Annotated in this window: 9 protein-coding genes; 5 read left to right on the plus strand and 4 right to left on the minus strand. The window is 66.8% G+C overall.

What is annotated here, in order from left to right:
- Nucleotides 1–188 precede the first annotated feature (188 nt).
- Entirely contained in the window at nucleotides 189–3,662 is a 3,474-nt protein-coding gene (locus tag QBJ89_RS03040; RefSeq protein WP_277979175.1) for a TonB-dependent receptor, read from the plus strand.
- Between the two features lie 45 nt (nucleotides 3,663–3,707).
- Here QBJ89_RS03040 and QBJ89_RS03045 read toward each other — a convergent pair whose 3' ends face one another.
- Together QBJ89_RS03045 and QBJ89_RS03050 are read right to left on the minus strand one after the other, a co-directional pair.
- Complete coding sequence (locus QBJ89_RS03045; protein ID WP_277979067.1) at nucleotides 3,708–4,841, minus strand: endo-1,4-beta-xylanase; 1,134 nt, start codon at nucleotides 4,839–4,841, stop codon at nucleotides 3,708–3,710.
- A 14-nt stretch (nucleotides 4,842–4,855) separates the two neighbouring features.
- On the minus strand, nucleotides 4,856–6,658 hold the full coding sequence (locus tag QBJ89_RS03050) for a glycoside hydrolase family 9 protein (RefSeq protein WP_277979068.1): 1,803 nt from the start codon (nucleotides 6,656–6,658) through the stop codon (nucleotides 4,856–4,858).
- Nucleotides 6,659–6,871: 213 nt separating this feature from the next.
- Between QBJ89_RS03050 and QBJ89_RS03055 the strand changes: the two genes are divergently transcribed.
- On the plus strand, nucleotides 6,872–7,072 hold the full coding sequence (locus QBJ89_RS03055; RefSeq protein WP_277979069.1) for a hypothetical protein: 201 nt from the start codon (nucleotides 6,872–6,874) through the stop codon (nucleotides 7,070–7,072).
- 532 nt (nucleotides 7,073–7,604) lie between these two features.
- Here QBJ89_RS03055 and QBJ89_RS03060 read toward each other — a convergent pair.
- Nucleotides 7,605–9,692 (minus strand): catalase, encoded by a 2,088-nt coding sequence (locus QBJ89_RS03060; RefSeq protein ID WP_277979070.1) that lies wholly within the window; start codon nucleotides 9,690–9,692, stop codon nucleotides 7,605–7,607.
- Nucleotides 9,693–9,907: 215 nt separating this feature from the next.
- Nucleotides 9,908–10,342, minus strand: coding sequence for a pyridoxamine 5'-phosphate oxidase family protein (locus QBJ89_RS03065; RefSeq protein WP_277979071.1), 435 nt, complete (start codon nucleotides 10,340–10,342; stop codon nucleotides 9,908–9,910).
- A 213-nt stretch (nucleotides 10,343–10,555) separates the two neighbouring features.
- Between QBJ89_RS03065 and QBJ89_RS03070 the strand changes: the two genes are divergently transcribed.
- The 3 genes from QBJ89_RS03070 to QBJ89_RS03080 all read left to right on the plus strand — a co-directional run bounded on the left by QBJ89_RS03070 (nucleotide 10,556) and on the right by QBJ89_RS03080 (nucleotide 12,511).
- Nucleotides 10,556–10,711: a hypothetical protein gene (locus QBJ89_RS03070; protein ID WP_277979072.1), complete on the plus strand. Its 156-nt coding sequence runs from the start codon at nucleotides 10,556–10,558 to the stop codon at nucleotides 10,709–10,711.
- A gap of 106 nt (nucleotides 10,712–10,817) precedes the next feature.
- Complete coding sequence (locus QBJ89_RS03075; protein WP_277979073.1) at nucleotides 10,818–12,014, plus strand: DUF2252 family protein; 1,197 nt, start codon at nucleotides 10,818–10,820, stop codon at nucleotides 12,012–12,014.
- A gap of 161 nt (nucleotides 12,015–12,175) precedes the next feature.
- Complete coding sequence (locus QBJ89_RS03080; protein ID WP_277979074.1) at nucleotides 12,176–12,511, plus strand: hypothetical protein; 336 nt, start codon at nucleotides 12,176–12,178, stop codon at nucleotides 12,509–12,511.
- Nucleotides 12,512–12,565: the final 54 nt, after the last annotated feature.

Below are 12,565 nucleotides of genomic sequence, written 5' to 3' on the forward strand. Positions count from 1 at the left end.
ATTTCCGTTGCAGCGGGGCTGCGGCAGTCGTACCGAGAAATAGAAGATGCCACGCGGTCGCCGCGGAGAGAACATCGTAGTATGATTATTTGGAAGGGGATGTGATGATCTTCGAGGACAGGCCAGCCCGCGGCGGCCATACCCGATTTCGTAACAGGGCCGTTCTGACCGGGGTTTCCGTGACGGCGATGTGCGTCGTCGCGCTGGCCGCGCCGGCGTTCGCGCAGACCGGCCCGGCGACCGGGCAGAACACCGCCGGCGCGGCCACCTCGCCGAACACGCCGGGCGCGGATCCGGCGGCGCAAAACAGCGGTGACACGCCCGCGACGGACGCTGGAGGCGCGGACGATGTCGTTGTCACCGGCATCCGGCAGAGCCTGGCCAACGCCCAGAACATCAAGCGCAACTCCGACACCGTCGTCGATGCGATCACTGCGCAGGACATCGGCGCGCTGCCCGATCGCTCGGTCACCGAAGCGCTGCAGCGCGTGCCGGGCGTCTCGATCAACCGCTTCGCCGGCAACAACGACCCCGACCATTTCTCGGTCGAGGGCTCGGGTGTGAACGTTCGCGGCCTCAATTTCGTCCGCTCCGAGTTCAACGGACGCGACACCTTCTCGGCCGGCATTGGCGGCCAGGCGATCAACTTCGCCGACGTCCCCTCCGAGCTGCTCGGCTCGGTCGAAGTATACAAGAACGCCACCGCCGATCTGGTCGAGGGCGGGCTCGCCGGTACGGTCAATCTCAACACGCGCAAGCCGTTCGACAACAAGGGCTTTCACATCGGCGGCGGGGTCGAGGCGAACTATGGCGACTTCGCCAAGAAATGGTCGCCGACGGGCTCGCTGCTGGTCTCGAACACCTGGGACACGCCGATCGGCCGATTCGGCATCCTGGCGAACGCTTCCTACTCGCGGCTGAAGAGCCGCGCCGACGGCATCCAGGTCACCAACTTCCAGACGCGTGACGGCGTCCAGGCAGCGACCGGCACGGGCACCAACACCACCGTGACGTGCCGCAACCAGCTGCCCGGCACGACCGACGGCTTCACGCTGCTGCCCGGCACGGTCAACGGCGTCGGTGGCCAGTCCTTCCCGAACCCCGCCAACGTCTGCGGTGCGCAGGGCACGGCGGGCGCGGACGGCTATGCCGACCCCACCGCGATCGCTTATGCGCCGATCGGCGGGCAGTTCCGCAGCCAGGACTATGACCGCAAGCGCGACGGCCAGGCGCTGGCGGTGCAATGGCAGAGCACCGACGAGCGCACCACCTTCACCGCGCAGTTCCTGCGCACCCATTCGAGCAGCGCCTGGGGCGAGCATACGTTCGAGACCGCGCCCGATCTGTCCGAGTACAGCACCTATCCGGCGGGCTGCCAGCAGAACGGCAACGGCCCGCTCAATGGCGCGAACCAGAGCACCACGCGCGCCGAGTGCCAGCTGAACGGCGCCGGCCAGTTCCAGTTCGGCGAGAACCAGCGGGGCAACGGCTACAACCCGGGGGGCGGACCGTATCCGAATTTCGCCTATGATGACGGCGGACTGTTCCAGAGCGGCTTCATCACGCTGCCCGGCAACGGCTGGCGCACCTCGTCGAGCGGCGACCCGACGACCAGGGTGCCGACCGGCGGCACGCAGCAGTCACTTTCGCGGCGCCAGGTCTATGATGAGAACCTCGTCAAGGATGCGGGCTTCAACCTGAAGATCAATCCGGACGATCGTTGGTCGATCAACCTCGACGTCGACTATACCTATGCCAAGCACGACGTCACCGATCTCAGCGTTTTCGGTTCGACCTTCGCCGACTCCGAGCTCGATCTGACCGGCAACCTGCCCGTCGTCGTCCCGCACAAGCCGCTGACACTCGCGGCCAATTGGGCGTCGCCGAACCCGGCGATGGCGGCGGCGAGCGACTCCGATTACTTCCAGAACCGCGACTTCCAGTTCTGGCGCGCGGCGATGGACCATATCGAGCATAGCGTCGGCTCGGAATATCAGATCAAGGGTGACTTCGCGTACAAGTTCGACGACGGCGACTTCCTGCAGCGCGTTAAATTCGGCGCGCGCTACGCCGAGCGTTCGCAGGACGTGCGTTATACCGCTTACAATTGGGGTGCGATCAGTGAGGTCTGGTCGGGGCGGGCTGACGGCACCTCCGGACTGCCGGTCTCGTTCAACCAGGGCGACACCAGCCGTTCTTCGCTCTACTCGTTCGACAATTTCTTCCGCGGCCAGACTGCCGCACCGCCCAGCGCTTATTACTACAACGGCGACTTGGTCGGTGACTACAATGGCGCCACCAACTTCTTCCAGACGCAGAATGACATCTGGCGCAACACCAACGGGGCGACCGCGACCAATCGCTTCCTCGCCGCGGGCCAGCGCGTCGGCGCGATCCCCGGGACCGCGTTCCTTCCGTCCGAGGTGTCGAACGTCAACCAGCAGGACACCGCAGCCTATGCGATGCTCCAGTTCGGCAACAACGAGCCGGTGTTCGGCGGCATCCGGCTGTCGGGCAACGTGGGATTGCGCTACGTCCGCACCACGGTCCGGTCGCGCACCGAGACCGCGGTGCCGAACCAGACCGAGCTCGGCGTCACCGATCCTTATTCCACGCGCTGTGTCGCGAGTGTGCGCAACCTACCCGATGGAACGTCTCAGACCGTGCAGCCGGGCGGGGTTTGTGCCCTTGGCGAGACGCAATATGAGCAGCTGCGCACCTTCGCGACGCCGGGCTATGCCTCGCAGCCGGCGAACTTCACCAACAGCTACAATTACTTCCTGCCGAGCGCGAACCTCAAGTTCGGCGTCACCAATGACCTGATCGTCCGCCTGGCAGGGTCGAAGGTGCTGACCCGGCCGGACTTCGCCAACATCCGGCCGTACGTGACCTACGCGCTCGAACCGGGCTCGGGCACGGTGACGATCAACGCGGGCAATCCGTACCTCAAGCCGGCTACCGCGTGGCAGTTCGACGCGACCATCGAATGGTACTTCGGCCGCGTCGGCCAGATCTCGCTCGACGCTTTCTACAAAACGGTTGACGGCTTTTTCTACCAGTCGCTGGTCAATCGCTCGATCACCAACAACGGCATCACCCAGAACATCCAGGCTCGCGGCCCTGCCAATTACGACGGCAAGGGCAAGATCAAGGGCTTCGAGGTCGCCTATCAGCAGACCTTCGATTTCCTGCCGAGTTTTCTCGGCGGCTTCGGTTTCAACGGCAATTACACCTATATCGACAGCTCTGGTCTGCCCAATTCCTTCCTCAACGGCGGCACGCCGTCCTCGGGTTCGACGATCCCGAAGGGCAATCTGCCGCTGGAGGGACTATCGAAGCACAACGTCAATGCCACCCTCTTCTACGAAAGAGGCCCGGTGTCGCTGCGCGCCGCATACAACTGGCGCTCGCGTTTCCTGCTCACCGCGGCGGACGTGATCTTCCCCTATACGTCGATCTTCAACGACGCGACCGGGCAGCTCGACGCGTCGGCCTTCATCAACCTCAACAAATGGGTCAAGCTCGGCGTCCAGGGGGTCAATCTGACCAACACGACGACCAAGCTGCTCCAAGCCTATAAAGGCGGCTCGGATGATCTCGCGCCGCGTTCCTACTTCACCAACGATCGGCGCTATTCGATCATCCTGCGCGCCAATTACTGACGAGCTCGCCCGCCGGACCGTGCTCCGGCGGGCGATGACGACGCATCACGCGCGCGCGGGTGCCTCCGCCAGCGCGCGCGCGATCGCGGCGTGCAGCGGCTTTGGGCGATAGTCGACGTCATAGGGGCAGGGACGGCGGGGTGCCTTGTCCGGGCGCGGCTCGAACGGGCCAATCCAGCTGAAGCGGTCGCTCAGTCCCCAGGCGAGCACGTCGCGCAGCCCCGGGTAGCTCAGCGTCACGTCGAGGTAGCGGCGTGCGTAATCGGCGACGCCGCGGTCGCGCGCGGCGAGCTCCACCGGCAGACCGTTGTCGCGCACGTCGAACTCGGTGATCAGCAGGCGATAGCCCATCGCGGTCACCGCATCGAGGAAGCGCCGCCACTCGGCCTCATAGGTGCGCGCGCTCGCCGCGGTGTCGCTGCCGGCGGTGACGATATGCGATTGCAGCCCGAGCGCATCGACCGGCGTGCCGCGCTGGCGGAAGCCTTCCAGCAGCCGCAGCACGCCGGCGCGGTGCGCCGCGTTGCCAGGCTCCCAGCTCATGTAATCGTTGTAGACCAGTTCGGCGTGCGGGGCGGCCGCTCGCGCGGTGCGGAAGGCAAGGTCCAGCGTGGCGGCGGTGCCGCCGATCGCCTGACTGAGCGCGGTTTCCTCCAGCACGCCGGTCTCGGGCGTCACCGCCTCGTTGACGACGTCGTAGCTGCTGATGCGCGTGCCGTAGCGGCGCGTGACCGTCTCGATATGCTCGCGCAGGATGCGCGCCCCCTCGGTCGCGGGACGCGCACCGAAATCATGCGCCTCGAGCCAGCGCGGCATCCACTTGCGCCGCTGCCACAGCAGGTTGTGCCCGCGCAGCGCCATGTGTTCGCGCGCGGCATAGTTCGCGATGCGGTCGAAGGCGGCGAAGTCGAACTGGTCCGGGGCAGGGCGCAGGTGCTGCCACTTCATCTCGTTCTCGGCGACGAGCACGCCGCAGTCGGCGCGCAGCAGCGCGGCATAGCGCGGGTTGTCCGGAGAGGCGCCCTGCGGTCGGCTCGACAGCGCCGAGCCGAACCGGAGTCCGCGTGGGCGCGCGATGGCGTCGAGCCCGGGCGCACCGCTCGCCCCCATGCCGGGCCCGGCCGCCAGCGCCGCGGTGAGCGCCGCCAGTCCCTCGCGTCGTGTCGGCGACCAGCTCATGCGCGGCTCCTCTCTCAGCGTCGGTGCGTCGTGCGCGCGCCCGGTTGGTCCAGCGCTGAAGCGACCCAGAGCAGCGGCGCGTTCCAGTTTATCGCCACCTCGTTGAGCGCATAAGCGCGAATATCATCTGTCCAGCAGCGCTGCGGCGCGCAACTGCCCTTCATCTTGGCCGCGATCGGGTCCGCCATCGCGGTGGAGTTGGGGCCGCCGGAGACCACGCCGGGCGGTGGGCCGGGCAGCGTGGCATCGAGCTGGTGCGCCCAGAAACGGTGGTGCGGATTGGTCAACGGTCGCGCGCCGAAGCCCGAGACATAGCTCTGGTCGAGCGGGTTGCGGCCGAGCACATAGTCCATTGCGTCGACCATGCCGTCGCGATAGCGCGCCGTACCGGTGAGCCGCTGCGCCACGCCGAGGATCATCGCGCGGTTGAGGATCACCGCGTTCGATCCCCAGGGATAGTCGAGCGTGGCATAAGGGATGCGATAGCCGCTCCGCGCCTCCTCGGCGAGGAAGCCGTCGGCCGCGGCGATCAGCGCGCGGCGGGCCGGCGTTGCTTCGCTCGCCGGCACGCCTGCGACGGTGGCGAGCGTGATCGTGCCCGCAGCCGCGACATGGCCCCAGTCGGGCGCGCGCACCGCCGCGACGTGCCACGGCGAGCGTCGCAGCGCCGCCGCAAAAAGCGGCTCGTGCGTGGTGGCGTACAATTCGGTCGCGGCCCAATAGAATTCGTCGCTCACGTCGTCGTCGCCATAGCCGCCGCTGCCGGTAAAGCTGTTGGTGGCATAGACCTGCGGCGCGCGCTGCGCGGCGGCATAGGCGCGGCGCGCGGAGTCGAGGCAGGTGGCGCTGAAGCCCGGGTCGATCGTCCGCCAGATCCGCGCGCACTGCGCCGCGGTGGCGGCGAGGTTGAGCGTCGCGGCGGTGGTCGGCGGGTAGAGCAGCCGGTCCTCGCGGTCGTCGGCAGGGCGGGTCGGCAGTGCGGTCCAGCGGCGATCGGCGACCTTCTGGTGCGCCATGCCGCCGGCGTCGATCGTCCGGAAGGCTGCGGGTGCAGCGCCGACCGGCACGGTCGCACGGGCACCGTCGGGAATCTGCATCGCCAGCAGGAAGCGCATCTCCCAGCGTGCCTCGTCGAGCAGGTCATCGACGCCGTTGCCGCTCTCGGGCAGGTTGCCGCGACCGTCGGCGAAGGGGAAGCGGTTGGCGCGTGCCTCGCGCTCATACAGGTTTTGCAGCGTCCACAGGGCGATGCCGCCGTTGACGACATATTTGCCGTGGTCGCCGGCATCATACCAGCCGCCGGCGACGTCGAGGCGATAGTCGCAACCGACCCATGGCACGCCGCGCTCGTCCGCGCCGGAGAAGCACGGTGCGATCTCTTTCACGTGGCCGGCGGGGCGCGCCCAGCGCGGCTCGCCGGCGTAACGCGGCTCGATCGCGATGCCCGCGCGAGTCTGGTAGAAATAGTGGAGCGCGGCCGCGGCGAGCGGCGCGTAGAGGTCGGCGCGGACGACGAAGGGCCGGCTGGTCTCTCCCGCCACCGACAGCCGATAGGCACCCGGCTCGGTAAGGCGCGAGAGATCGACGAGGTGGACGTGATCGCCCGACGCCGCGTCGTCGCCGACGGGCACGGTCTCGCCTGTGGCTACCACGACATCGTCGACGTCGCGCACCTGCCAAGGCAACGGTGTGGTCGACGCGTCGGCGACGATCGCTCGCTTGCTGGCATCCGGCAGAAAGCCGATCTGATTGAGATGGATCGCGGAGGGCGGCGGCGCTGCGCCGATCGAGGCGGCGGTCACCAGCAGGATGGGCATGAAACGGCGAAGATACATGCGTTCAGTCTAGTGACGCCTGCCGAAAAGCGAAGCGTTTTGAAGGGGTTCTTGCCCCAGCGCTGGTCGAGACTCATGCACCGGCGTTGCTCCGCTCGGAAAAACTTTGTCACCCGCGAGCTAATCGTGGGCCTTACGCCAAGCATAGATCACTCATCGTGTCGAAGACCCACAAGCATCGAGGGAAGCAAGCTGATGACGGTACGAGGGCTCGCTGTGTGGTTTGCCGTGGCAGGCGGTCTTCTGGCGATCCTCGTCGCGGTCGATCGACCACATTGGTTCGGGTTGGAAGCGGCCGCGACCAGCATCGATGGTCGCGCGTCCGTGATGGCGGCAGGTAACGCCAGCCGGGCTGCGCCGTGGAAAATCGACCGGCAGGGTGAGATCGAACGTTGAAGGCCGATGTGGCCATCGGCCTTATCGACGCGTGTCGACGCCGTAAGCCGCCTCTCGACCGCGGCACGGCGTAACGTCGCGTCGCTGGATCAAGGCGGAACGGTGAAGCCAGCCACACATCGGAAGGTGAGAAGGCGCAACCGGGGGGATGAATCAACGCCGAGTTACAGATTGCAGCACAGGGTCACCAAGCGCGTCATGGCCTCCGTCCGTTTCGCCCGGGCGAGTGATGATGGCGCACGTCTCGCCGCGATCCTTGCTTCCAGCCGCACCGATCTCTTCATGGAACAGGCCAGCGCTCAGGCGCTTGCCTTGTCGAGCGAGTGAGGCGCGCAGGTTTTCTTCATGACGAGTGAGTCGATGACGCCGGATATGCTGCAACAGCGCGGATGAGGACCGGCGCTCGCCTCGCCGGATCGCGCGCACCCGGAGATCGAGGGGCGGACGCAGAGAGAAGGGGCGAGCGACACGGACGCTCAAGCGATGGAACGACGCGGCTGGTCCTGCGCGCAAGGGCCGGCCGCGTCGTCGATCACGCCAGCGTACGAACCTTGGGCTCCCGATCCCAGTAGCGCTTCTTCGCCGCCTCGACGAAGCCGGCAAGGTCGGTGACACCGTCGTCAGGTTCGACCCCGGCCTTGTCGAGCAGCGGCTTGGCGGCCGCATTGTACCCGATCGCTTTCAGATGACCGAAAGCATCCATCACCCATTGGACGGCGGCGCCTTCCTTGAGCAGCTTGGCGCAGGCAGCCTCCGCCAGGATCACCACGCATGCGTCCACCGTCACCGACGGCTGGCCGAACAGTTGCGCGTCCGCGGCGATTGCAGGGCCGCCGGAGAGCGGCACCTTGCCGACCTTCGGCGCGATCGTCATCGGCGTGCCGCCAGCCTGCTTCACCGCGTCCTTCACCGCGTTGAGCTCGCCGGCGTCCGTGCCGTCGGCGATCAGGATGCCGACAGTACGACCCTCCAGCGTGTGCTTCTCGAGCGGCCCGCGGATGATGCGCAGCGCGGGAGAAGGATCCATGTCGAGCACGGGCGCCGCCGTCTTCGAGGCCGGCGGCAGGTCCATCGCGAGGCCGTCGGCGACGCGGCTGGCGAGACTCTCGTCGACGTTGCGGAGATTGGCCAACACCGCGACGCGGATATGCTCGAGACTGACCTTGCTCAGCTCGAATACCAGCGCCGAGGCGATATGCGCCTGCTCGGCCGGATCCATCGAGCGGAAGAACAAGCGCGCCTGGCTGTAATGGTCGGCGAAGCTCTCGGGGCGGACGCGCAGTTTCGGGCCTTCTTCCTGCGACGGGAAGGTAATGTAACCTCCGGCCGGGTCTTCGCGGGCGCCGGCTTCCTCTCCCGCGCGGGCAAGGCTGTTAGGCTCGTAATTGGCGCGGCCTTTCGGCACCGCCATCTGCATGTGACCGTCGCGCTGCTGGTTCATGAAAGGGCAGCCCGCCGCGGCGGCACGTCCCTTGGCAGCGTTGATCGGCAGTTGGTGGAAATTGACCGAGCCGAGGCGCGATAACTGCGTATCGGTGTAGCTGAAGAGCCGACCCTGCAGCAATGGATCGTTGGAAAAGCCGATGCCGGGGACGACATGGCTCGGGACGAAGGCGGCCTGTTCGGTCTCGGCGAAGAAATTGTCGGGGTAGCGGTCGAGCACCATCTTGCCGACGATCGTGACGGGCAGGACCTCCTCCGGGATGATCTTGGTCGCGTCGAGCACGTCGTACGGCTGGCTGTTGGCGAACTCCTCGTCGAACAGCTGGACGCCCAGCTCCCAGGTCGGGAAGTCACCGCGATCGATGCTCTCGAACAGGTTGCGGCGCTGGAAGTCGGGATCGGCGCCGGCGATCTTCACCGTCTCGTCCCAGATGGTCGAGGCGAGACCCGCCATGGGCTTCCAGTGGAACTTGACGAAGGTGCTTTTCCCGTCCTTGTTGATGAACCGGAAGGTGTGGACCCCAAACCCTTCCATGTTGGCGAAGGTGCGCGGCAGCGTTCGGTCCGACATCGCCCACATGATCATGTGGGTCGATTCAGGCATCAGGCTGATGAAGTCCCAGAAGGTGTCGTGCGCGGTTGCCGCTTGGGGGTAGCCGCGATCGGCTTCCATCTTGGCGGCATGGATCAGGTCGGGGAACTTGATCGCGTCCTGGATGAAGAAGACGGGGATATTGTTGCCGACGAGATCCCAATTGCCCTGGCGAGTGTAGAACTTCACCGCGAAGCCACGCACGTCGCGCGGCGTATCGACCGACCCCGCGCCGCCCGCGACGGTGGAGAAGCGCGTGAACACCTCGGTGCGCTGACCTTCCTTCTGGAACAGGTCGGCAACGGTGATGTCGGCGAGGCTCTTCGTGCACTCGAAATAGCCGTGCGCGGCAGAACCGCGCGCGTGGACGATGCGCTCGGGGATGCGCTCGTGATCGAAGTGATTGATCTTCTCGCGATAGATCTCGTCTTCTAGCAGGACTGGACCGCGCGGACCGGCCTTGAGCTGATTCTGGTTGTCGGCGATCGGTGTCCCGTGATTGGTGGTAAGGACGGGATGCGCATCGTCGGCAACCTGATGCGTTTCACCACCCGCGCCGGTGTCGCGTGAGAATGTCTCGGCCATGTTAGCTCCTTGGGACTTAACCGAGCGAACGGATCAGCGCGACCGTCGGGTACATGTGTGATCAAAATTAATACGTTGTGAGAGGAGGCGCCTCCGCCAAGCGGCCGGCGAGGAAGAGCGCGGCGCCTCGTCGCGCGCGGGCACGCAGATCTCGTCGCGCGCGGGCACGCAGATGGCGAGGGCGGCCGGCGCGCCGGCCGCCCCTGCGCCGTGGTTCAAGCGGCGATCTCGCCTTCGTCGGCGCCGTCCCAATAGCGGATGCGGTCCGCTCGGACGATGATCATAACGATGCCGGGGGTGTCGATGCCCTCCGGAAAATAACGGTCGAGGTCCTTGGTCCAATGCGCCTCAAACTGTGCCTTGTCCTCGATCAGCGCGGCCTGTCCCTCGACCGCGACGAACAGCGGCGGGCCGCCCAGCATCCCGGCGGCGCCGGTGTAGCTCAGCGTCACCGCGGGATCAGCGCGGATGTCGGAGACCTTGCGCGAGTCGCTGTAGGCGAAGAAATAGCTGTCACCCTGGTACTCGACGTCGCCGTTGTTGCTCATCGGGCGCGCGGTAAGCCCGCCCGCGGCGGATCGCGTGGCCAACATGGCGAAATCCAGCTTCGCCATCTTTCGAGACAGTTCGTGCAACGTCAGCTTGGCCATGTGCCCCCGCGATCGGTGATGCACGTCGGCGACCATCACCAACGCTCCGATTCACCGCGGCCTCCCCAACGAGGCGTGGGCAATCTGGTTCATCGATCTCGGCTGTTCACCTGGCGGTGCGTCGGCTTGTCAGCGGTCATTGTGCCGGCGCCTGTCCCAACGCGGGACCTAAGCCCCTCTGTCATCGCCGCCGCGGTGGGATAAGCAAAGATTGTGTCCGAAGATGTCCGCTACCTCGCCGCGCGTCGCCCCTCTGTGGACGGCGAGGAGCAATGGGGTCTCTATCTGCCAAGCGAGGATCGTTGGATCGATATCGTGTTCCGCTCCAAGCGCGAGGCGGAGCGGCTGATCGACGAGATGGGCCAATAAGCGGACCGAGGTGGCTCTCCTGTGCCGCAGGCGACCGTGGCGACGGAACGACGCACGCCCAGCGCCGTTCGGCGGAGATGAAGATAATCCAGGTCAGGCGCCGCTATTGAGCGGCGTCGCTCCGTCGCACCGCCAAGGCGCGCTCAGCGCCGCCCGCGACGCCAAGATGGCCCGATCCGCCCACGCCTATGTTCGCGGCAACACCGAGCGCTTCTACGAGTGGCTGGCGGCCGCACCGGTCCGCCTACCCGAGGGACCGGCGGTGTGGATTTGCGGCGACTGCCATCTCGGCAACCTCGGCGCGATCTCCGACGGCGGCGAGGGACTGGACGTGCACATCCGCGACCTGGATCAGGCGGTCATCGGCAATCCGATCTACGACCTCATCCGGCTCGGCCTGTCGCTCGCCACCGCCGCGCGCGGTTCGGACCTGCCCGGCCTCGCGACGATGCAGATCCTCGACGCGATGCTGGCTGGCTATGTCGCCGGGATCGCCGATCCGGTCGCGGGCCACGCCGGGGTGGAGCCTGATGCGGTGAAGAGCGTGCGGCGACGCGCCGCGCGCCGCCGCTGGAAGCATCTCGCGCGCGAACGCCTGGAAGGCGGCGAGCCGCGCCTGTCACTCGGGGACAAGTTCTGGCCACTCACAGAGCGCGAGCGCGAGGCGCTCGACGAGCTCTTCTCCCGCCCCGACGTGTGCGACATGGTGCTCTCGCTCGACCCGGGCAATCGCCGGCGCCGCGTCCGGCTCGTCGACGCGGCTTATTGGATGAAGGGGTGCAGCTCGCTTGGGCTGAGGCGCTATGCGGTGCTCGTCGCGCTCGATCGCACGCGGCGGCGCTCGCGCTACGCCTTGGTCGACATCAAGGAAGCGGTGACGTCGGTCGCGCCGTCCGCGCACGCCGCCGCGATGCCCGCCGATCAGGCCGAACGCGTGCGTCACGCCGCCTGCGCGCTGTCTCCGTTGCTGGGCTCGCGTATGCTGCCGGTAGCCATGCTCGACGGCTCCTTCTTCATCCGCGAGCTTGCGCCGCAGGACCTCAAGATCGAGGTGGATCAGTTCTCCCGCGCCGAGGCCGTGAGAGCGGCGCGCTACCTCGCCTTCGTCGTGGGCGGGGCGCACAGCCGGCAGATGGACGCGAGCAGCCGCGCGGTGTGGGAGGAGCGCCTGCTCGCCGACACGACCAGCACCCAGGGCACGCCGACGTGGCTGTGGCGCAGCGTGGTGGCGCTCGCCGGGCAGCATGAGAGCGGCTACCTCGACCATTGCCGCACGGTCGCGCTGCGCCGAGCGGCAGCGTAGCGGGATCGCTGAAGCGGAACGACGCGCCGCGGTCGGGTCTGGCGAAGAGCGATGGCTGTCCCGCGCGAGGCCAGCGGCGACGGCATGCTCGGCAGCTTTCGGTTGGACGCGCCGAACCGCTTGGCTACAGGCTGGCGACCCCGGTGCAGATGGATCGAGCGATGGCCAGACGTTCAAAACGCGATCCCTACGATCATCTGCCCCAGGGGGACGAGGTCGCGTCCGCGCCGGTGCCATGCTGGCTCTGCGGGCGGCCGACCGGCAAGACGATCGTCTGGCACCATCCCGTGCCGAAGAGCCGGGGTGGCCGCGACGTCGTGCCGATGCATCCGATCTGCCAGCAGACCCTGATCGCGAACTTCACGAACTCCGAACTGCAGCGGCACGGCATGGATGTGAGCGGTCTGCTGGATCACCCGAACGTGCGCAAATTCGTCGACTGGGTGGCGAAGAAAGATCCGGAGTTCACCGCGACCATCACGAAAAAACAGCGCTGACAGAAGGACAACCCGTTCGCACGCGGCGGACGCTGCTTGTCTTCGCGCTTGCGC

This window comes from Sphingomonas phyllosphaerae (assembly GCF_029623345.1).
Taxonomy (GTDB): domain Bacteria; phylum Pseudomonadota; class Alphaproteobacteria; order Sphingomonadales; family Sphingomonadaceae; genus Sphingomonas; species Sphingomonas phyllosphaerae_C.